At 63.7% G+C, this 19,725-nt stretch carries 18 protein-coding genes; 7 read left to right on the top strand and 11 right to left on the bottom strand.

All coding sequences use genetic code 11. From position 1 onward, the window contains the following. The first annotated feature begins 383 nt into the window (after positions 1-383). The 4 genes from AC1D2L_RS12100 to AC1D2L_RS12085 all read left to right on the top strand — a co-directional run bounded on the left by AC1D2L_RS12100 (position 384) and on the right by AC1D2L_RS12085 (position 4,511). A complete protein-coding gene (locus AC1D2L_RS12100; protein ID WP_476846117.1) occupies positions 384-950 on the top strand; it encodes a recombinase family protein in 567 nt (188 codons plus the stop codon). A gap of 379 nt (positions 951-1,329) precedes the next feature. Continuing rightward, complete coding sequence (locus AC1D2L_RS12095) at positions 1,330-2,238, top strand: hypothetical protein (RefSeq protein ID WP_476846116.1); 909 nt, start codon at positions 1,330-1,332, stop codon at positions 2,236-2,238. A 153-nt stretch (positions 2,239-2,391) separates the two neighbouring features. Next, the gene (locus tag AC1D2L_RS12090) at positions 2,392-2,547 is read left to right on the top strand and encodes a hypothetical protein (RefSeq protein ID WP_476846115.1); all 156 of its coding nucleotides are present in this window, start codon (positions 2,392-2,394) and stop codon (positions 2,545-2,547) included. Between the two features lie 506 nt (positions 2,548-3,053). Further along, the gene (locus AC1D2L_RS12085) at positions 3,054-4,511 is read left to right on the top strand and encodes a hypothetical protein (RefSeq protein WP_476846114.1); all 1,458 of its coding nucleotides are present in this window, start codon (positions 3,054-3,056) and stop codon (positions 4,509-4,511) included. Between the two features lie 167 nt (positions 4,512-4,678). Here the strand turns inward: AC1D2L_RS12085 and AC1D2L_RS12080 are convergent, their stop codons facing one another. Together AC1D2L_RS12080 and AC1D2L_RS12075 are read right to left on the bottom strand one after the other, a co-directional pair. Beyond that, positions 4,679-5,416, bottom strand: a complete 738-nt coding sequence (locus AC1D2L_RS12080; RefSeq protein ID WP_476846113.1) for a hypothetical protein — start codon at positions 5,414-5,416, stop codon at positions 4,679-4,681. A gap of 247 nt (positions 5,417-5,663) precedes the next feature. Then, positions 5,664-5,792 carry a hypothetical protein gene (locus AC1D2L_RS12075; protein WP_476846112.1) on the bottom strand — a complete coding sequence of 43 codons (129 nt, stop codon included), beginning with the start codon at positions 5,790-5,792 and terminating at the stop codon, positions 5,664-5,666. 75 nt (positions 5,793-5,867) lie between these two features. Here AC1D2L_RS12075 and AC1D2L_RS12070 point away from each other — a divergent pair, with 75 nt between their 5' ends. After that, positions 5,868-7,169 (top strand): RES family NAD+ phosphorylase, encoded by a 1,302-nt coding sequence (locus AC1D2L_RS12070; protein WP_476846111.1) that lies wholly within the window; start codon positions 5,868-5,870, stop codon positions 7,167-7,169. Positions 7,170-7,400: 231 nt separating this feature from the next. Here AC1D2L_RS12070 and AC1D2L_RS12065 read toward each other — a convergent pair whose 3' ends face one another. Continuing rightward, positions 7,401-8,561 (bottom strand): Shedu immune nuclease family protein, encoded by a 1,161-nt coding sequence (locus AC1D2L_RS12065; protein ID WP_476846110.1) that lies wholly within the window; start codon positions 8,559-8,561, stop codon positions 7,401-7,403. A 175-nt stretch (positions 8,562-8,736) separates the two neighbouring features. Here AC1D2L_RS12065 and AC1D2L_RS12060 point away from each other — a divergent pair, with 175 nt between their 5' ends. Continuing rightward, on the top strand, positions 8,737-10,173 hold the full coding sequence (locus tag AC1D2L_RS12060) for a ComEC/Rec2 family competence protein (protein ID WP_476846269.1): 1,437 nt from the start codon (positions 8,737-8,739) through the stop codon (positions 10,171-10,173). An 82-nt stretch (positions 10,174-10,255) separates the two neighbouring features. Here AC1D2L_RS12060 and lexA read toward each other — a convergent pair whose 3' ends face one another. The 8 genes from lexA to AC1D2L_RS12020 form a co-directional block, all read right to left on the bottom strand. After that, a complete protein-coding gene (gene lexA / locus AC1D2L_RS12055; protein ID WP_476846109.1) occupies positions 10,256-10,960 on the bottom strand; it encodes a transcriptional repressor LexA in 705 nt (234 codons plus the stop codon). Positions 10,961-11,042: 82 nt separating this feature from the next. Further along, complete coding sequence (locus tag AC1D2L_RS12050) at positions 11,043-12,254, bottom strand: molybdopterin molybdotransferase MoeA (protein WP_476846108.1); 1,212 nt, start codon at positions 12,252-12,254, stop codon at positions 11,043-11,045. Next, entirely contained in the window at positions 12,254-12,736 is a 483-nt protein-coding gene (moaC, locus tag AC1D2L_RS12045; RefSeq protein ID WP_476846107.1) for a cyclic pyranopterin monophosphate synthase MoaC, read from the bottom strand. Before moaC ends, AC1D2L_RS12050 begins: the two co-directional genes overlap by 1 nt. Then, positions 12,733-13,524 (bottom strand): indole-3-glycerol phosphate synthase TrpC, encoded by a 792-nt coding sequence (trpC, locus tag AC1D2L_RS12040; RefSeq protein WP_476846106.1) that lies wholly within the window; start codon positions 13,522-13,524, stop codon positions 12,733-12,735. The genes moaC and trpC overlap by 4 nt, the downstream gene beginning before the upstream one ends. A 7-nt stretch (positions 13,525-13,531) precedes the next feature. Then, on the bottom strand, positions 13,532-14,545 hold the full coding sequence (gene trpD / locus AC1D2L_RS12035; RefSeq protein ID WP_476846105.1) for an anthranilate phosphoribosyltransferase: 1,014 nt from the start codon (positions 14,543-14,545) through the stop codon (positions 13,532-13,534). 14 nt (positions 14,546-14,559) lie between these two features. Beyond that, positions 14,560-15,177 (bottom strand): anthranilate synthase component II, encoded by a 618-nt coding sequence (locus tag AC1D2L_RS12030; RefSeq protein ID WP_476846104.1) that lies wholly within the window; start codon positions 15,175-15,177, stop codon positions 14,560-14,562. 90 nt (positions 15,178-15,267) lie between these two features. Then, positions 15,268-16,782, bottom strand: a complete 1,515-nt coding sequence (gene trpE, locus AC1D2L_RS12025; protein WP_476846103.1) for an anthranilate synthase component I — start codon at positions 16,780-16,782, stop codon at positions 15,268-15,270. A 1-nt stretch (position 16,783) separates the two neighbouring features. After that, positions 16,784-18,697 carry a peptidylprolyl isomerase gene (locus AC1D2L_RS12020; RefSeq protein WP_476846102.1) on the bottom strand — a complete coding sequence of 638 codons (1,914 nt, stop codon included), beginning with the start codon at positions 18,695-18,697 and terminating at the stop codon, positions 16,784-16,786. A gap of 221 nt (positions 18,698-18,918) precedes the next feature. Between AC1D2L_RS12020 and tpiA the strand changes: the two genes are divergently transcribed. Further along, a complete protein-coding gene (gene tpiA, locus AC1D2L_RS12015) occupies positions 18,919-19,680 on the top strand; it encodes a triose-phosphate isomerase (protein ID WP_476846101.1) in 762 nt (253 codons plus the stop codon). The last annotated feature ends 45 nt before the right edge of the window (positions 19,681-19,725 follow it).

Raw genomic sequence — 19,725 nt, 5'->3', positions numbered from 1 at the left:
GGGCAGAGGACGGTAGGCTGGGGGGACGACCCTCGGAGCTTGAAAGCCAAAAAAAGAAGTTCGATCAGACAGTTACGCTTGTTCAATCTTCGAGCAACTTTAGGGGTGTCGGAGGCGACGATGAAGATGGCGTCTTCAAGCGGGCAGCCCGATCTGCCCTGCAACTGCCCTCGATCCTTGCCGCCTCGCCATCAGGCTGAGATCGGGTTCAGGAACACGCCCGGCTAACCCACCGCCGCCATTCTCACAAACGGTCGTTTCCGCGACGCTGCTGGTGTGCGCGGGATCGTCGGGGATTTGCGAGCGGGTGGTCTCGCAAAACTGGTTGCAAAACCTCTGACCCATGAGACGCTCCTTCCAATGGGTTTTGCGAAGGAGGCGGGATGCGGCTGGGGTATGCACGGAAGTCCACTTTCGATCAGCAGCACGCGTTGCAGATCGACGCGTTGAAGGCCGATGGCTGCGAGCGCATCTACGTCGAGACCGCCTCGGGCCTGAAGACTGACCGGCCGGAACTGCGCGAGCTTCTCGACCATGCCCGCCCCGGCGATGTGATCGTGGTCTACTCGTTGTCGCGGTTGGCGAGGTCGATCCGCCACCTGCTCGAACTCGGCGAAGACCTGCGGGCGCGCGACATCGGCTTGAAGTCGATCACCGAGGCCATCGACACGACGAGTGTTTCCGGCCGCTTCATGTTCAACGTCCTTGCTGCTCTGGGGCAACTGGAAGTCGAGCTTCTGCGAGAGCGCACCCATGCCGGTCTTCGCGCCGCCCGCGCACGCGGAAGAGTCGGCGGACGGCCGCGAGCGTTGGACCCGGTGAAGCTGACCGTGGTGCGGACGCTGCTGAGCGAGGGCACGCTGACCGTCGCCGAGATCGCCGAGCACGTGCAGGTCGCGCCCAGCACGATCTACAGGGCCGTGAAGGGCGGCCGGAGCGCCTTGGCGTGACGGTCATGTAGACCGTCCAGTGAGCGGTGCCTTGCAAGAAGGGCCTGTTGGGCTGCGCGGACGAAATCTCCCTGTCGCCGTGATTGGGGTAAGGCGAAATTAACGATCAGAGCAGGCGTCAGCGCGAAATTGCTTCTCAAAATCAAACGTCGTGAGAACGTTATTGCAACAGTAACGGACCACGGCCTTCGAGAAAGGAGACGGGTCAACCGAGAAAGAAGACCTGTCGTGAATCCCTCTCCCGCCGTCTCACCCGCCAAATAATCGGCAGAATCGGCCGCGACCCGGCTCAACGTCAGCGAGTCCGTTCGCTGCGATCGAGAAGTCGCGTCCTCACGCTCAAACCCCACCCCGGAGAATACAAAAGGGAGTTCCCGAGATGACTATTGGATTTCGTCAATTTGCCGAAGATTGCAGTAACCCGTCCCGCCACCCGATTATGATGCTGGAGATTGGTTCCGGCTTTCAAACCACCGAGATGGCCTCGCCCGTCTTGGTCGATTGGGACTGCGCTATTCCCAGCTACGACTTCGGGTCGATACCGAGCAGCTTTTCGTTGGACGAATTCAACGATCTTAGAGCGCAGGCTTTCAAGATCGGGGACGAGGGTCGCTTCAATCTCCCGCACGAGGCGTTTGCCGTCCTGTTCAACGCTGGCCCCGCTCGGATGGTCTGTATCGTGCGTCGCGATGAAACCGGAGAAAGGGACGATCTGGGACAGACGAGCCCCTTTTGGGCGCAATGTTATATCCATCACCCGCGTCTCGACCGTTTCGAGCACCTCGGGCAAGCCGCACTCGGGTCGTGGTCTGCGAATGCTTCGCTCCAAGCCCACATGCCCAACGATGTCACCGAGCATGTGCGCGTGGCCCCACGTGAGAAGGTTCTTAGCGAGGCCGCCCGCGCGCTCGATGTCGCGATGCTCCTGCTCCACCTTCGCAGCGAAGACCGGATCACCCGATGGCAGATGCTGCCGACTTCGAACGCTCACAAATCGATGAACTACCGTCGCAAGCAGGCTGGTGAAGCCGAAGTGCCGACGACGCGAGTGGTGTACGTTTCCGCCGAGCCGTTGGACGAGTGGATCGGCGTCCAGTCGCAGGCGGTCTCGAAGGGAACCCATGCTTCGCCAGTTCCGCATGATCGTCGCGGTTATTATCGACGGCCGAAAGGTGGAACCGAGAAATCCATCTGGGTACGCGCCTCGAAGGTCAGGGGCGGGGGCAAGGAGCCTGTCAGCTACGAAGTTCGGCTTCGGAACGCTACTCCAAGCGTCGCGAATCTCTGACATGGCGAACTTGGTGTTCCCGAGAAGCCCCGCCGAGGCCGATGTTTGTCGCGATGGTTCGCCTTTGCGCCAAATTCGTCCGCGATGACCCATCATCGCATCATGGCGGGGCTAGATTGGCTACGAAAGCCGAAGTGGCTGGGCCGCCCGCCCATGTCGATCGAGAAGGTCGAGGCCATCCGCACCATGTTGACGCAGGGGCTAGGCGTTCGCAAAACGGCAGGGCGCACCGGAGCCGGAACCGCTACGGTGCAGCGTCTGAAGCGCGCGAAGACGGTTGAGGATGGTCAGGAGACCGTCGCAGCGTGAGCCCCTCGCACGACGGAAGTCAGTAGAATTACGACCCCTCTCGCGGCTCGCGCGCCGCATCCTTGATCTCTGTCATTTGCCCTTTTGAGCGCGGCCGCCTGCGGCGGCATATGTCTCTCTTCGCCGAGGTGTCGAGACGCCGTTCTTCTCGAACTCGCCACGCGGGCTTCAAGGCCCGAGGCGCGTAGCGCTCGGTTGCGTCGAAGGCTGAACGTGGCACGCGGATCGCGCTCGGCCGCGCCAGCGGCTGGGCGTGAGCGGCGTCATGATCCAAGTCCAGGTTCTCTGCTCGATCCCATTCCATGCTGACGAGGGGCGCAACGCGCCCCGTCGTGCCAAGAGCAGCATCTTCGCGCCCGCGCCCTTCGGGCTGTGGGCACTCGATGCCGCACTCGGCTGGCCTGCAAAAGTAAATTGAGGAATCGACCTCGATCAGAGTAAAAATAATGTGTCACCTCTTCCTACTATAGAAGAGCAAATGACAGATTTAATCATGGATATTATAGATGGATATTATCGTATACATAGGCGCTCCTGGAAGCCGAAAAACGCTGACCTTGCTCGACGAGGTGATCGCCACTCCTGGCCGCTATCTCATCGCCTTCCCACGCAACGCCCTGATCGACGAGCAGGCCGCCTATTGCCGCAAACGGGCAAAGGAACTCGGCACACAGCCATCGACTGTGCCGATCCACTCGGACCAGTCCTGCCATCGTGGACAGGTCGGCCGCCGGATCGAAGAAGCCCTGGAGACAAAGGCGAGCCAGAGCCATGTCGTGACGATGATCAGCCATTCCGCCTTGCTCGGGCTCGACCCGTTGCTGCTCGCGGGCTGGCATACCGCCATCGACGAGAATCTCGACGGCAGCGTGGTGTCCGGCACCTTCCGGGCCAGCACATCGTGGAGTGTGCTCGAACGCCACTATCGGCTCGACCCGCTTCCCGGTGGTCGCGTCTGGCAAGTCGTTCCGCGTGAGGGCGTGCCTCCTCTGACCCGGCGCGCCATCGCGGCCGAACGCGCGACGACCCTGTCGGCATTCCATACCTGTGCCTCGAACCTGCGCCGCACCGTCTTCGTCGATGTCGGAGATTGGCGGGATGCGCAGATCGCCGGACGCGAAGTCGGCTGGTGGTCGATCTGGACGCCGCTGGTTCTGAACCGGTCCGCATCGGTGACGTTCACAGGCGCAGGCTTCTTCAACAGCATTCCCTACTACGCCTCGGAATGGCTCGCCCCTGGTGTCGTCACCTTTAATCGGATCGACCTGAGCGCACGGGTCCAGCGTGCGAGCCCGCGCGTGCGCATCCACTATTACACGCGTGGTCACGTCGGCTCGACCACGTGGTGGGAAACGGACGAAGGAAGTCGCTGCCTCGTCCAAGTGTCGCGGCACCAGGAGAGCATTGGCGGACCGGGCTACTGGTCGTGCAACGACGCCATCCGGCCGGTTTTCCGCAATCGCTTTCCCGGCAGCCTATGCCTGCCAAAACAGGCCGGAACCAACAGTCTGATCGCCCATGTCTCGTGCTTGTTCATTTACTCGGCCAAGCCGCAGATGGACGATGGCCCGATCATCGATCTGCTCGACCTCAATCGTGATGATATCCGCCGCGCCCGCGAGTTCGAGGATATCCGCCAGTTCGTCATGCGTGGCGCGATCAGGCGGCCGGATTACGCCGGGAAATACGACATCTATCTTTACGATTTCGCTCAGGCCGAAGACCTCGAATCCTACCTGCGCGGGATCGGCATCACCGATGTGGAAACCGTGCCTGCCGATGAGGCCGATATCATGGACGTAGCCCGCCCCCAGGCCCCCGTCTCAAAGCAGAATGCACCGTTGAGCCGCGAGGAGAAGCAAAAGCGGAATACGATCAGTCAGCGGAAAAGGCGGGCCGAGGCTCGGGTGCAGGACGAGGCGAACGGGATCGTACGGAAGAGGGGGCGGCCATCCTCTTCTTAGAGCTTCGCCTCGGGCTTCCACTTCGATGCAGTGGTCAAGCCAATGCACGAGGAAGCGCCGCGTCATCTGCCTGTCGTAACTGTTCAGCTTCTTTATGGCCACCTCAGGGCTCGTTGCCTCTAGGAACTACGCCCTGTGCCGGAAAGTCGAAATTGAATTGCAGTACGTCAGGCTGCCGCAGGTCCGAACACCTCCTCCCAAATGTCGTGGCTCGACGGGGCTTTGTTGTCCGACTCCCGCGTCTCCCGCTCGAATTGGATGGCGTGTTCGCACATCTCGTTGAGCGCGATCGCTCTCGATCCGACTAGGATCACGGGCTCGATCTTTTGGAAATCCCGACAGGCAACCCGCAGCCATTCGCAGAACCGCAGCGACCAATTGGGCGAAATGCGCTTCCATGTCATCGCCCAGGCCCGGAATTCGTCGGCCTGCGCTTCGCAGAACCGAACGGCAAACGACAGCAGGAACTGGTCCAGCACCTGCTCGGTCTGCGCCTCGTAGACCAGTTCGGCGTTCAGCGCGCGGCGCGCCCATCCGATGACGAGATCGGCGTGCATGTCGTCTGGCTCCCAATCATCCGGCAGTTGCGCTTCGCCGGTCGCCTGCTCGCCTTCGTCCGAGGGAGCCGACGAAGGAGGCTCCCGCAGGGATGGGTTAGTTTTTTTCTTAAGGGGGGTGTGGGGGGACCCTTCTTTTTTTGCAGGGAAGGGGTCACGGGTGTCACCGTGACAGAGCTTCGAACGGCGGGCTCTGCGGGCCTCACGGCTGCGCTGTTGGCGTTCCCGGTCCTTCTTCCGCTGCTGCTCGATGCGAGCCTTCAGCGCCGCCTGAACGGCGTCCAGGATGGCTTCCGCAGGCACGCCCTGAGCACGCAGCGCTTCGATGGTCTCGACGGTGAGGTTCATCTCTCGATCTCCAGACAAAGCTCCGCCCTCCCTCATTTTCAGGGTTGACAGAATTCGACGATGTGGTTGGATCGAGTGGCAGACTATCGACCAACCAGAGCCCGCCCGCCAAGGCGGGCTCGATTCGTTTCAGAGTGGATGGAAAGTTGATTTCGTCAAGATGCTTTTTAATCGGACCGACAGGACTTCCCGCGCTGATATTCGTTGTTCTCGTTCAACCAATTTTGTTGAACGAAATCTCTACTAATCAATACCCGACTACGTCGATCCACTTCTTCAGGATTCGCACGCTCGTGCCCTTGCCGTAGTCTTCGGCAACCGTCTTCAGGTTGTGGCCGAGAATGTAGTGCCGAACGTCGGGCGCATGCGCCCGCATCCCATCGTGCGACCCGCGACGTTTGGCTGGTCATGTGCAAGATGCGGTGGGGATAGACTTTCGCGGGGCGATTCGATGCCAGATGATGTGGAAACGCTGGTATGTCCCGAATGCTTCGCCAATCCGGGCCTGAAACTGCGGATTGTCAAAATTCGTCCCACTTTCAACGTCGGGAACTGCCATTTCCATCCCAACCGAAAAGGCGTCCCGCTAGATGCTGTCGCGTCGATCGTGGATGAGGTTGCGCGGGAGAACTACGGGGGAGGCGTCCCCGATTCCCGCGATGATTCGTCGGGTAGCCTAGAGCTTCACGAGTTGATCGACGAGCTTGCTAAGCCGACCGATGACGCCATTGCCGAGGCGCTGAAGGCTGAACTGGAAAAACAGGACGCCTATTGGCCGCCGGATGGTGAGGCGTATTACAGCGACGAATACGCCTATCATCGGATCGAAATCGGCACGGACAGTTATGGTCGTCAGTGGGATGATTTCCAGAAACTGCTCATGCACGAGCAGCGATTCTTCAGCCGAAAAGCGTTCGAACTGCTCGAACAGATTTTCAAAGGCGTAGAGCAGCAGACCGACAAGAACCGCCGTTCGCCCGTCTACATGATCGAGCCTGGGGCCGAGCAGCACGCGTTCTTCCGTGCTCGGATCGTTCGCGACCCGTCCGATACGAAAAAGTTCCGGGAGGACCTTGCCGAACAGCTAGGTCCGCCTCCTGATCGACTGCGTACGCCCGGCCGACTGAACCCCTCAGGTATCTCGGCTTTTTACGGCGCATTCGATCTGGAGACCTGCGTGGCCGAGTTACGCCCTCCGGTCGGGACGAGTGTGGCCCTTGCCAAGTTCGAGATCAGGAAGCCGATCTGCGTCTTGGACACGACGCGGTTTGTCGGAAAGCCGAAATTTACCGACATGTACAAGCCGGGAGCCGTGCAAGTTGCGGCTCAGTGGAACTTCATGCGGAGTTTTATGCGGCAAATTTCCAAGCCGGTGAGACCCGGCGAAGAGCATCTGGACTACATCCCTACGCAGGCAGTCGCCGAGTACCTCGCCTACCATCACGAGGTGAAGGTGGACGGCCACACGCGCAAGATCGAGGCGATCGTCTACGCCTCGGCTCAGAACAACCGGGAGGGGAAGAACATCGCCATACTCGGCCCCGCGAGCGTCGCGGGTGAGGTCGATCGAGACGGAAGGCGCGTTCAGAGGAAATCCGCGAGCGATTTCGATCTTTTTCCGCCGATTTGGTTCCCGAAGCCAGAAGTGCGAATTACGCCCGTCAAGGATAGCTTTCTCGTCCACGAAGTATCAGCAGTCAAATTTTCGACCAAACGGCACTACTCGACTTACGATTGGTTGGACAACGATTAGCGCTGGCCTTTCAGCCGTCGATCTCGATCCCCTTCACTCCGTCCGCCCCGAAAATTCGCTGTTGTCGGCGGAATTCTGTATCTTCCCGTTCAACTCCACCGCACGGCAGTGACCCGAGCGAGATCGTTGGCGTCATTGAAGGGCGAGAATGGCATATGCCCCCCAATCGGTGGTTAGACCAGCGCACGGCTCATCCGAGATTACAACTGCATTCACGCTGGCGGATGAGTTCTATTCGCGCGTAATGAATCGAGCGCGTTCAAGAAGTTCGTCGAACGTAATAATGTCGATGCTTCTATTTTCGCGTCTAAACAATTCGAAAGTGTCCATCATCAAATTTCGCTCTCTCAAATTGTCGGTCTGGCCGAACCCATCAGTCGATCCTATAACGAGAATGCTTTTTGCATTTCTGGTTCGAGCAACTAATGCCTCTGTCCCATCTCTGTTAAAGTGATCGCCAGCTTGGGCAAACGATGCCCACTCGGCCTTCTGCTCGATTATTTGAGAAACAGCGCTCATGAATTCAGGGGAAAATTCCCAAGTACCGGCACGGCCTCCTCGGCTGCGCCTAAAAATGGGGGTATCCGGCTTCTTTATCTCAACTAGGACGGTGTACTCCGTGAAATTCATCAGGAAGTCGATCTTTGGCTTGTCCCGGTTGTGCGTCCCACCACTGCCAACCGTCATCTCACGGTCGAACTGGCGCATGATGCGGTAATCCAGCCCGTAGCCAAAAACCCACTGCTGATGTTCGAAAAATGTTTGCCACTCCGCTTCATGCCAATCGCCGAGGCGAATATGCTCTTCAAACGTCTCAAGCCCCTGTCGCCGACCGAGAAGAATGTTGATCTCCTCCGCTGTAAGCGATGATCGCAACGCGCGAAGGAGACTATCGCGCCGTTCGCCCGTTATGCCTTTGATGCTGTCTATAATTCCCCGATCAGAAGCATCAATTATTGCTTTCGGACCGGCCCGAGTTGAAATATCTTCGATATGAAAATTCTCGTGATTAGAGAGGTCGATAAATTTAAGCTGAGTAAGGAAGGAAAGAAGCTTTTCGAATTCGTCGTCTCGAAACGTAAATTCGTTTTTGTCAAACGCCTGTATCCATTCTCCTTTTCGCGACTGAAACGTCTGAAAAGTTAGTCTCCTTATGTTTTTCGTGTCCTGGGACACGATGGCAGAGACCTGCGTCTTTCTTAGGTTACCGCTCAGCCTCAAGCAGAGAGACCCTTCTATTTCTCCAAGCAGTATCTTGTCGTTTTCATCGATTACCATTCGGACATTGCGTAATTCCTCGCCGGAGCCATAGCGATAGGAGAAGAGTTTGGAGATATACGTTTTTCCCTCGCGTCGAAGTTTGAAGAACTCAAATTCCCGGTCGTCTGACATACATCTCCCCGCGATTTATCCGGCGACCATTCGGATCGCTCCTTACTCACGATAAGCTTCGCGAATCCGCCGGTTAGCAAGTGCCACCATCGCAATTCAGGCGGCTCCGGGCGGGCGAGGATGGGCATGGCCTCTTCGTGGTCTTTGACCTGGGCGTCGAGCATGTTCACGTCCAATCGAAAGAATCGCGCGTCGCAAAACATCGCCAATAATTGGAGAACACATCGTCTCGATCTCGGGCCTCCACATGGTGCTGGCCGCCGGCACGATCTTCGGCATCATCCGTGCCCTTCTGGCGGCGTCGCAGACGCTGGCGTTGCGCTGGCCGATCAAGAAGATAGCGGCCGTTGGAGCCATGCTGGGGGCGATCGGCTATTGCGTGTTCTCGGGCGCGGATGTGGCGACCGTGCGCTCGCTGATTATGACGCTGGTGATGCTGGGCGCGATCCTGGTCGACCGACCGGCGCTCAGCATGCGCAATCTCGCGCTGTCGGCGATGATCGTTCTGTTGCGCGAACCCGACGCGCTGCTTGGCCCGAGCTTCCAGATGTCGTTCGGCGCAGTCGCCGCGCTGATCGCCTTTGCCGAGCGCTGGGAAGGGCGCAATCGCGAGGCGCCGCCATCCTCGCTGCCCTGGCCTCTGCGTCCGCTCTGGATCGCTGCGCTCGGGATCCTGGTGACGACATTGCTCGCGACGGCTGCGACCGCGCCCTTCGGCGCCTATCACTTCCAGGCCTTCAACCCGTTCGGCCTGCTCGGCAACGCGCTGGCCTTGCCCTTTGTCTCGCTTGTCGTGATGCCGGCTGCCGTGTTCGGCGTGCTGGCCTACCCGTTCGGGCTCGACTGGCCGGCCTGGGCGGCTATGGGGTTGGCGTCGGAGTTCGTGCTGAAGCTGGCACATTGGGTGGCGACCATCGACCATTCGACGCTCGTCATCCCTGCGTTCGGTCCAGCGGCGTTGATCTGCTTCTCGCTGAGCCTGCTCTGGGCAACGCTCTGGAGCACCAAGCTGCGCCTGCTGGCCATCCTGCCGCTGATCGCCGGTGTCGCCGTGGCGGCGAAGCCCGAGCGCCCCGATGTGCTTGTCGAGCGCGACGGCTCCGGCATCGCGGTGCGCGGCAGCGACGAGCGATTGATCGTTGCCGGGCGGCCGAGCGCCTTCGTCATCCAGCAATGGCTGAACGCTGACGGTGACAATCGCGCGCCGACCGATGCGAGCCTGCGCCAGGGCGCCGCCTGCGATGCGCTGGGCTGTGTCATCCGCACAAAGGACGGCCGCAGCATCGCCTATGCGCGCGAGCGGCTTGGCATCATCGAGGATTGTGCCCGCGCCGACCTCGTGGTCACGCCGATACCGTGGTCAGCGCCCTGTGCCGCCAAGTTGGTCGACCGCATTGCGCTGGGGCGCGATGGCGCGACCTCGCTGATATCGAGGGCAGGCGGATGGCGCGTGCTCCAGGCCGAGCGCGCCGATGTCGAGCGACCTTGGACGCGCACCGGCGGCAGGGCCGCTGCACCGTCGAGTTCTCGTCCGAGCCAGCAACCGGCAGCAGTGGCGCCGGTGAGCCCGGCGAGCGAACCTGCCGATGCCGGAGAGGCCGAGCCCCTATAGAGCGCGCGCCGCCTCCATGCGGAAAGCGTCGCGCAACGGCCAATCCGGGTCGGTCGCGCGCTTTCCAAGCGCATTCAGCTTGTCAGTAGCGTCGGAACAGGTTGACCAGCCGACCCTGGATCTTGACCCGGTCGGGACCAAGTACGCGCGTCTCATATGCGGGATTTGCGGCTTCGAGGGCTATCGATGAACCACGCTTGCGCAGGCGTTTCAGCGTCGCTTCCTCGTCATCGATGAGGGCGACGATGATATCGCCGGTATTGGCCGTATCCTGGCGCTTGATGACGACCGTGTCGCCATCGAGGATGCCGGCCTCGACCATCGAATCGCCGCGAACCTCGAGCGCGTAATGCTCGCCGGAACCCAGCATGTCGGCGGGCATGGAGACGCTGTGGCTGCGGCTCTGGATCGCCGAAATCGGCGTACCGGCGGCGATGCGTCCCATTACCGGGATCGCCACCATGTTGCGCGCGTCCTCCTCAGGCGGCGCAGCGGCCGGCTTGGCCTTGCTGAGCCCGCCCTGGACGATCGATGGGCTGAAGCGCGGGCGACCGGCCTGTCCGCCTGCGATGCCGTCCGGCATCTTGATGACCTCAAGCGCGCGGGCGCGGTTGGGTAGCCTGCGGATGAAGCCGCGCTCCTCCAATGCCATGATCAGGCGGTGGATGCCCGATTTCGACTTGAGGTCGAGTGCGTCCTTCATCTCGTCGAAGGAAGGGGGGACGCCGCTCTCGCGGAGGCGTTCCTGAATGAAACGAAGCAGTTCGAACTGTTTGCGTGTCAGCATGGTCCCAGCGGGCGCTCCCTCGAGCAGATTCGAAACAAATCAAGAACGGTATACACGTTCGCGTTGTGTTCTGCAAGCAAGCTCAGCGCAGCCGCAGGATCCGGCATGCGTCGCCGCGCTTTGCCGGCTCCGCCAGGACCGGTCGGATGGTCAACGCATCGGCGCGGGCGAGCAGGCTCAGCATCGAGGAATCCTGCTTCGAGAACGGCGTCACCAACCAGCCATCCGCGCTCCGGGTCAGCTCCGAGCGGACATAGTCCTCGCGCTCATCGTTGGCCGCCATATCGGTTTCCAGGGTGGCTGGCTCCGAGCGGTCGCGCTCGGGTTCCGGCATGCCCAGCAGAGCCTCGATCAGCGGGCTCACGAAGAGATGGCCGCAGACGATAGACGAGACGGGGTTGCCCGGCAGGCCCAGCGCGACCATGCGGCCGAGCCGGCCCATCATCATCGGCTTGCCCGGCCGCATGGCGATCTTCCAGAAGCCGAGATCCATGCCCTGCGCCTTCAGCGCCTCCTGGACCAGGTCATGCGTGCCGACAGAGGCGCCGCCCAGCGTGATCAGCACATCGGCGTCGACAGCCTTGGCGCGCTCGATCTTGGCGGCGAGATCGGGGTGGTTGTCGCGCGCGATGCCGAGGTCGAGCACGGTGCCGCCGGCCTGCTCGACGATGGCCGCCAGTGAAAAACTGTTGGAGGCGACGATCTGGTCGGGTCCGACCGTCTCGCCCGGCAACACGAGCTCGTCGCCGGTGGCCAGGATCGCGACCAGCGGCTTGCGTCGGACGGGCAGCGTGGGGTGCCCACCGGCGGCGGCGAGGCCGAGCGCCGCGCTGTCGAGCCGGCGTCCGGCCGGCAGGAGCACGTCACCTTGCGAAAAATCGAGGCCGGCCGGGCGGACGAAACGGCCTTTGGCCGCGCCCTCGCGGACCGTGATCGTCGCGCTGCCGACGCCGTCGGCGTTCTCCTGCATCAGGATGGTGTCGGCGCCTTCGGGCATCGGCGCGCCGGTGAAGATGCGCACGGCTTCGCCGGGGCTTACAGTGCCTGCAAAAGCGCGGCCGGCGGCTGATTCGCCGATGACGCGCAGTTGGGTGGCGGGGCGGAGATCCTCGGCGCGGGCGGCATAGCCATCCATGGCCGAATTGGCGAAAGGCGGCTGGGTTCTCAGGGCGGTGACCGGCGCTGCCAGGATTCGGTCCGTAGCGCGCGCGAGAGGCACTGTCTCCGCAGGCGTCGTGGCAGGCACGCTGTCGAGCAGCGCCTTGAGTGCGACCTTGACCGGGGTCAGTGCCATCAGCCGGGCGCAGCCTCGTAGGTTCCGGATTTGCCGCCGGATTTGTGGACGAGGCGGATGCCCTCGATCCGCATGCCGCGATCGACAGCCTTGACCATGTCGTAGACGGTGAGGCAGGCCACCGAGACGGCAGTCAGCGCCTCCATCTCGACGCCGGTCTGCCCCTTCATCTTGACCTCGGCGCGCACGCGCACGCCGGGCAGCGTCTCATCGATGGTGAGATCGACGGCGACCTTGCTGATCAGCAGCGGGTGGCAGAGCGGGATCAGTTCATGGGTGCGCTTGGCGGCCATGATGCCGGCGAGGCGGGCGGTGCCGAGCACGTCGCCCTTCTTGGCGTCGCCGCGCCGCACGATGTCGAGCGTCTCGGGCAGCATGATCACGAGGCCCTCGGCGATCGCGATACGCGAGGTCTCGGCCTTGTCGCCGACATCGACCATATGCGCCTGACCCTGCGCATCGAGGTGGCTTAGGCCGCTCATGCGCCGAGCAGTTCGCGGGTGGCCTGCGCGACGTCCGGCTTACGCATCAGGCTCTCGCCGACAAGGAAGGTCTCGACCTTGCTCTGTTTCATCCGCAGCACTTCGGCATGGCTGAAGATGCCGCTCTCGCAGACCACGATGCGGTCGGCCGGCACCAGCGGTGCGAGCCGCTCGGTGACTGCGAGGTCGACATGAAAGCTGCGCAGGTCGCGGTTGTTGATGCCCAGCAAGCGGCTGTCGAGCTTCAGGCCGCGTTCCAGTTCGGCCTCGTTATGGACCTCGACGAGGACGTCCATGCCGAGGTCGCGGGCTGCCGTGTTGAGGCTGCGCGCCGCCGCATCGTCGACGCCAGCCATGATGATCAGGATGCAGTCGGCGCCCCAGGCCCGCGCCTCGTAGACCTGATAGGTTTCATAGAGGAAATCCTTGCGCAGGGCCGGCAGGCCGGAGGCCTCGCGCGCCTGCGTCAGGAATTCGGGCTTGCCCTGGAAGGAGGGTGCGTCGGTCAGGACAGAGAGGCACGCCGCCCCGCCTTCGGCATAGGCGCGCGCCAGCGATGGCGGGTCGAAATCGGCGCGGATCAGGCCTTTGGAGGGGCTCGCCTTCTTGATCTCGGCGATGAGCGCGGGCTGGCCCTGCACATGCCTGGCGGCGAGCGCGTCGGCGAACCCGCGGGGCGCGGTCTGCGCCGCGGCCATGGCCTCGATCCGCGCCTGCGGGACCGCGGCCATGGCAGCCGCGATCTCCTCGCGCTTGTAGGCTTCGATCTTGGCCAGAATGTCGGTCATCGCCGGCTCACGCGTTCGAGCTGGAAATGAGCGTCGCCAGCGTCGCCTTGGCCTTGCCGGAGTCGAGCGCGGCGTTTGCCTGGGCCAGACCGTCACGGAGGTCGCCGGCCTTGCCCGCGACGAGCAAAGCGGCGGCGGCGTTGAAGGCCGCGATATCGCGGAACGCGGTCTTCTCGCCGTCGAGCACGGCGCTAAGGGCGGCTGCGTTCTGTGCGGGTTCGCCGCCGCGCAGATCCTCGGCCTTCGCGCGCGCCAGGCCGACGTCATCGGGGCTGATCGAGAAGCTCTCGACCTTGCCATTGTCCAGCGAGACGACGCGGGTCGGGCCCGTGGTGGTGATCTCGTCGAGCCCATCGGAGCCGTGCACGGCCCAGATGCGCTGCGAACCCATCGACGACAGCACCCGCACCATCGGCTCCAGCCAGGTCTCCGAGAAGGCGCCGACAAGCTGCTTCGTCACGCCGGCCGGGTTTGAGAGCGGGCCGAGCAGGTTGAAGATCGTGCGCGTGCCGAGCTCGGTACGCACCGGCGCGACATGGCGCATCGAGGCATGGTGCGTCGGCGCGAACATGAAGCCGACGCCGGCCTCGGAAATGCACCGGGCGGTGGCGGCCGGATCGAGCCCGACCTTGACGCCCAGCGCCATCAGCACGTCGGCGGCCCCGGATTTCGAAGAGGCGGCGCGGTTGCCGTGCTTGGCAACGGGCACGCCGCAGGCGGCGGTGATGATCGCGGCCAGGGTCGAGACGTTGTACGAGCCCGACGAATCGCCGCCGGTGCCGACGATGTCGACAGCGTCGGCCGGGGCCGTGACCCGCAGCATCTTGCCGCGCATGGCGCCGACCGCGCCGGCGATCTCCTCGGTGGTCTCGCCGCGCACGCGCAGGGCCATCAGGAAGGCTGCGGCCTGGGCGTTGGTTACGCCGCCGGAGAGAATGGTGTCGAAGGCGTCGCGAGCCTCCTCGCGCGAGAGCGTGGCGCCGGTCGCGACCTTGGCGATGAAGGGTTTGAAATCGTCCATGGGAACTCTGAACTTCAGGCTGTCTCGGAAAGGGCGGCGTCTTTGCGCTGCTGCGACCATCGCTGCGCGAGGTCGAGGAAGTTGCGCAGCATCGTCGCGCCATGCTCGGAGGCGATGCTCTCGGGGTGGAACTGGACCCCGTGCAGGGGCAGGTCCCTATGCGAGAGGGCCATGATCAGCCCGTCATCGGACTCGGCCTCGATGTCGAATTCAGTGGGGCAGCTCTCGCGCGCCACGACCAGCGAGTGGTAGCGCGTGGCCTGCACGGGGCCGTTGATGCCGCGAAAGATGCCACGCCCGTGATGCTTGATCGCCGAGACCTTGCCGTGCATCGGCAAGGGCGCGCGCACGACAGCGCCGCCAAAGGCCTGACCCATCGCCTGCATGCCGAGGCAGACGCCGAAGATAGGCTTTCTGCCCGCGCCTTCGCGGATCAGGTCGAGGCAGATGCCGGCCTCGTTGGGCGTGCAGGGGCCTGGCGAGATCACGATGGCGTCGTGCTCGCCGCCGAGAGCCTCGTCGACGGTGAGGGAGTCGTTGCGGCGCACGTCCACCTCCGCTCCCAATCCGCCGATGAGGTGGACGAGATTCCAGGTGAAGCTGTCGTAGTTGTCGATCAGCAGAATGCGCATGAGCCCGGACCGTGTTTTCGGTCGAAGGTCATGCACGGTCGAGGGCAGGGCGGTCAAGGTCGCGATGACCGGGCGAGCGCCGACACCAGCCTACTGCCCGCGCCCGGCGCGCGCGGCGAAGCGGATCGCTTCCTCCGCCGCCTTGAACAGGGCCTTGGCCTTATTGACGCATTCGGTGTGCTCGGAGGCAGGGTTGGAGTCGTAGACGATGCCCGCACCGGCCTGGACATGCATGCGCCCGTCCTTGACCACGGCCGTGCGCAGCACGATGCAGGTGTCCATCTCGCCATTGGCGCCGAAATAGCCGATGCAGCCGGCATAGGCGCCGCGCGCATCGCGCTCGAGCTCGTCGATGATCTCCATCGCCCGCACCTTCGGCGCACCCGAGACCGTGCCGGCGGGGAAGCCGGCGGCCAGCGCCGCGAGCGCATCATGCTGCGGGTCGATCTCGCCCTCGACATTCGAGACGATGTGCATGACCTGGCTGTAGCGCTCGATGAAGAACGAATCCGTGACCTTCACGGTGCCGATCTTGGCCACGCGCCCGACATCGTTGCGGCCGAGGTCGAGCAGCATCAGATGCTCGGCGCGCTCCTTCGGATCTGCCAGCAGTTCCGTCGCGAGTGCCTCGTCCTCGGCGGGCGTAGCGCCGCGGCGGCGCGTGCCGGCAATGGGGCGGATGGCGACGGTGTCGTCGCGCAGGCGCACCAGGATCTCCGGGCTCGAGCAGACGATCTGGAACTCGTTGAAGTCGAGATAGCACAGGAACGGCGCCGGATTGACGCGCCGCAGGGCGCGATAGAGCGCAAAGGGCGGCAGCTCGAAAGGCGCCTCGAAACGTTGCGAGAGTACGACCTGGAAGATGTCACCGGCGCGGATGTACTCCTGGGCGCGTGCCACCATCTCGTGATAGGCGGCCTGCTCCGTGTTCGAGACGATCGTGGGCTCGGGCAGGTTGGCGATGTCGACGGCGGCCTCGGCCGGCAGCGGCTGCTCAAGCGCGCGGACGACGGCGTCGAGCCGCTCCTGCGCCTGCTCATGCGCGATGCGCGCCGAGACACCGGCCTGCGGGCGCACGGGCGTGACGACATGGATCTCGTCGCGCACGGCATCGAACACGACCATCAGCGTCGGGCGCACCAGGATGGCGTCGGGCACGCCCGTGCCGCCGCCCTTGGGCTCGGGCAGACGCTCCATCAGGCGCACCATGTCGTAGCCGAGATAGCCGAAGACGCCGGCTGCCATCGGGGGCAGCTCCTCGCTCTCGGGGATCGCGCTCTCGGCCAGCAGCGCGCGCAGGCTCTCGAAGGCCGGGCGCGGATCGGCCAGGAAGGCCTCGCCCAGAGCGGGGCGGCAGACCGAGGCCTGACCGTGGTGGCAACGCCAGATCAGGTCCGGCTCCAGCCCGATCATCGAATAGCGGCCGCGCACGGCGCCGCCCTCGACGGATTCGAGCAGGAAGGCGGGCCCGCTTGTGGCGTGGCGCAGCTTCAGGAAGGCCGCGACCGGAGTTTCGCAGTCGCCGACCAGAACCTGGCGAACCAGTTGCGGTACGCCGGCGTCAAGGCCCTGCACGAAGAGGTCGAAATCCGTCTGCGTCTGCATCTCAGTTCTGCGCGCCACCGGTGGCATTGCGGAAGGCGGTCTCGTTGACGGTGACACCGAGGTCGGCCTGACGCTTGCCGACATACTGGGCGAGCATGTCCTCGCTGATGCTGGAGGAGAGCAGGCGCTGGAAATTGTCGGCCTCCTGCGTGGTGCGCGCATAGGGAGCCACCGTGGCGCTGTCGACCTTGAACAGGACGCGGCCATTCTCGGGGCCAGAGGCTGAGGCGCTCTTGCCGACGGCGGTGCCGAAGATCAGGCTGACGACATTGGCGGGCAGTTCGGGGCGCTCGTCCTGGCGGCCGATGTCGGCAGCCTTCTCGATCGTCAACCCGGCGGCGGATGCGACGGTGTCGAAAGCCTCTCCGGCGTCGAGCTTGGCGACCATTTCGCGTGTCTTTGCCGCGAGCCTGGTGGCGACCTCGTCGGCCCGCCATTGTGCCTCGACCGTGCTTTTCACTTCCTCGAGGGTCTGGTCGCGGGCGGCGTCGATCTTGGTCAGGTCGAACCAGACATAGCCGGTGTCGCGGGGCAGGCGGATCGCCTCGTTGTCGACGCCGATATCCGAGCGGAAGATCGCCTGCACGGTATCGTTGCCGCCCGGCAAAGCCTGCTCGCTCGTGCCATCGGGCTTGCGCATGCCGCTGTCGACCGGGCCGACGCTGCGCAGCGTCAGGTTGAACTCCTTGGCGATCTCGGCCAGCGGCTTGGCGGCGGCGCGCTGGTCCTCGATGCGGTCGTGCAGATCGGTGATCTGGCCGCTGGCGCGGGATCGGGCCAGCTCGGCCTTCACCTCGGTGGCGACCTCCTCATAGGGGCGCACACGCTCGGCGACGATGGCGCTGGCGCGCAGCAGCACAGGGCCGAAGGCGCTGGTGACGGGGCCGCTGACACCGGCTTCGGCAAGCGCGAAGGCGGCATCTCGCACCGCGGCGTCGAACACCTGTGTCCGATTGAACGTGCCGAGCGTGAGATCGGCCTCCGCGATGTTGCGCGAGGCGGCGATGGCCTCGAAAGTTTCGCCGGCATCGATCCGGGCCTTGGCGGCCTGCGCCTCCTCCGCGGTCGGGAAGGTGATCTGCTGGATGGTACGCGTCTCGGAGGTCGTGAAGCGCTGCGCCTTGACCTTCTCGTATTCGGCCTGGGCGTCGGCGTCGGTGATCTTGCTCGGGTCGGCGAGGGTCTCGGCCGAGATCGACAGCAGATTGGCGCTGCGGAATTCCGGCGCGCGGAACGAGGCCTTGCGCTCGTCGAAGAAGGTCTTGAGCTGCGCGTCGGTCGGCGCCGCGATATCGCCGGCAGCGCTGACCGGAACGCGGGCGAACGTCACGCTGCGCTTCTCGTTGCGCAGGCGATGGCCGATCTCCTGGAGCGCCACGGGGGCGCTCACGAGGCCGACGACCATTTCGGCGAGCTGCTGGCGCAGGATGGTGGCGCGCTGCTCGCGGACATAGACCTGCTCGGTGAAGCCGTTGGAGCGCAGCAATTCGTTGAAGCGGGCTGGGGAGAAGGCGCCGGAGGCGTCCTTGAACACGGCGTCGTCGAAGATCAGGTTGCGGATCGTCTCATCCGAGACGGCAAGACCCATGCTGCGGGCGGTCTGGTCGAGCACTGCCTCCGTGACGAGGCGCGAGAGCACGCGGCGGTCGAGGCCAAGCGCACGGGCCATGTCGGGTGTGATCTGCCGGCGCTGCTGACGCGTCAGCTGCTGGAGTTCGTTCTGATAGGCGGTGCGCATCTGCTCGAGACCGATCTCGGCCTTGCCGACGCGGGCGACCGAATTGCGGCCATAGCCCTGGAAGATGTCGCCGATGCCCCAGATCGCGAAGGAGAAGATCAGGAAGCCGAACAGCACGAAGATGATGAGCTTGCCAACGAAGCTCTGGCCCGCCTTGCGGATACCCTGCATCATCATATCGGTTCGTCTTTCCTGGCTCGGATGCGTCGCTTGCAGCGACACATATCGGTCTTTTGTCGGCGCTGCTTATAGGAACCGGCGAAGCAAGCCGCAATCTTTCCGGAACGGCAATCGTGCGCTGCAATCCCGGGCTGGCGCGTGGACCACAGCGATGCCTCGAGATTGCGGCTGCGGCTTGGCGTTGCTACAGCCGGCTGAGTGAATTTCGGAGGGACAGAATGACGCGCAGCATCAGGCCGTTGGTGGCAGGCAACTGGAAGATGAACGGGCTCAAGGGCGATCTCGCAATCGCAGGCGAGGTTGCCAAGGGCTACGATACCGCCCTGAAAGCTGCCGTCGACCTGGCGATCTGCCCGCCCGCAACAATGCTCTTCGCCGCGACTGCCGCGTTGATCGGCTCGCGCATAGCAACCGGCGGCCAGGATTGTGCGGCTGCCGAGAAGGGCGCCTTTACAGGCGATATCGCGGCGCCGATGCTCGCCGATGCCGGCGCTGCCTTCGCGATCGTCGGGCATTCGGAGCGGCGCACTCTGCATGGCGAGACCAACGCGACAGTCAAGGACAAGGCCGAGGCCGCGCAGCAATCGCTCCTGGTGCCCATCGTCTGCGTCGGAGAGACCCAGGCCGAGCGCGAGGCTGGCAAGGCACTCGCCGTGGTGAAGAAGCAGCTGCGCGGCTCCGTGCCGGAGGGCTCGACAGGTGCGACGCTGGTCGTCGCCTATGAGCCCGTCTGGGCGATCGGCACCGGCCTGACCCCGACTGCGGCAGATGTCGCCGAGGTCCATGCGGCAATTCGCGCCGAGCTCGGCCGGATGCTCGGCAAGACCGAGGCCGCCGCCGTCCGCCTGCTCTATGGCGGCTCGGTAAAGCCCTCGAATGCCGCCGAACTGATGAATGTCGCCAATGTCGACGGTGCGCTCGTGGGAGGGGCAAGCCTCGTGGCCAAGGATTTCCTGGCGATCGCCCAAGCCTGCGCCTGACGTCGCATAATTTGTCGGGTGGTGCACCCGGCGGGCGCGTGCTAT

This window comes from Allobosea sp. P1_B10 (assembly GCF_056406735.1).
Note: the sequence above shows the minus strand (reverse complement) of the source record. Positions and strands in the feature narration are given on the sequence as shown.

Coding starts and splice junctions, on each gene's coding strand:
- AC1D2L_RS12100 (WP_476846117.1), top strand. CDS start 384: ATGCGGCTGGGGTATGCACGGAAGTCCACTTTCGATCAGCAGCACGCG.
- AC1D2L_RS12095 (WP_476846116.1), top strand. CDS start 1,330: ATGACTATTGGATTTCGTCAATTTGCCGAAGATTGCAGTAACCCGTCC.
- AC1D2L_RS12090 (WP_476846115.1), top strand. CDS start 2,392: ATGTCGATCGAGAAGGTCGAGGCCATCCGCACCATGTTGACGCAGGGG.
- AC1D2L_RS12085 (WP_476846114.1), top strand. CDS start 3,054: ATGGATATTATCGTATACATAGGCGCTCCTGGAAGCCGAAAAACGCTG.
- AC1D2L_RS12080 (WP_476846113.1), bottom strand. CDS start 5,416: ATGAACCTCACCGTCGAGACCATCGAAGCGCTGCGTGCTCAGGGCGTG.
- AC1D2L_RS12075 (WP_476846112.1), bottom strand. CDS start 5,792: ATGCGGGCGCATGCGCCCGACGTTCGGCACTACATTCTCGGCCACAAC.
- AC1D2L_RS12070 (WP_476846111.1), top strand. CDS start 5,868: ATGCCAGATGATGTGGAAACGCTGGTATGTCCCGAATGCTTCGCCAAT.
- AC1D2L_RS12065 (WP_476846110.1), bottom strand. CDS start 8,561: ATGTCAGACGACCGGGAATTTGAGTTCTTCAAACTTCGACGCGAGGGA.
- lexA (WP_476846109.1), bottom strand. CDS start 10,960: ATGCTGACACGCAAACAGTTCGAACTGCTTCGTTTCATTCAGGAACGC.
- AC1D2L_RS12050 (WP_476846108.1), bottom strand. CDS start 12,254: ATGGCACTGACCCCGGTCAAGGTCGCACTCAAGGCGCTGCTCGACAGC.
- moaC (WP_476846107.1), bottom strand. CDS start 12,736: ATGAGCGGCCTAAGCCACCTCGATGCGCAGGGTCAGGCGCATATGGTC.
- trpC (WP_476846106.1), bottom strand. CDS start 13,524: ATGACCGACATTCTGGCCAAGATCGAAGCCTACAAGCGCGAGGAGATC.
- trpD (WP_476846105.1), bottom strand. CDS start 14,545: ATGGACGATTTCAAACCCTTCATCGCCAAGGTCGCGACCGGCGCCACG.
- AC1D2L_RS12030 (WP_476846104.1), bottom strand. CDS start 15,177: ATGCGCATTCTGCTGATCGACAACTACGACAGCTTCACCTGGAATCTC.
- trpE (WP_476846103.1), bottom strand. CDS start 16,782: ATGCAGACGCAGACGGATTTCGACCTCTTCGTGCAGGGCCTTGACGCC.
- AC1D2L_RS12020 (WP_476846102.1), bottom strand. CDS start 18,697: ATGATGATGCAGGGTATCCGCAAGGCGGGCCAGAGCTTCGTTGGCAAG.
- tpiA (WP_476846101.1), top strand. CDS start 18,919: ATGACGCGCAGCATCAGGCCGTTGGTGGCAGGCAACTGGAAGATGAAC.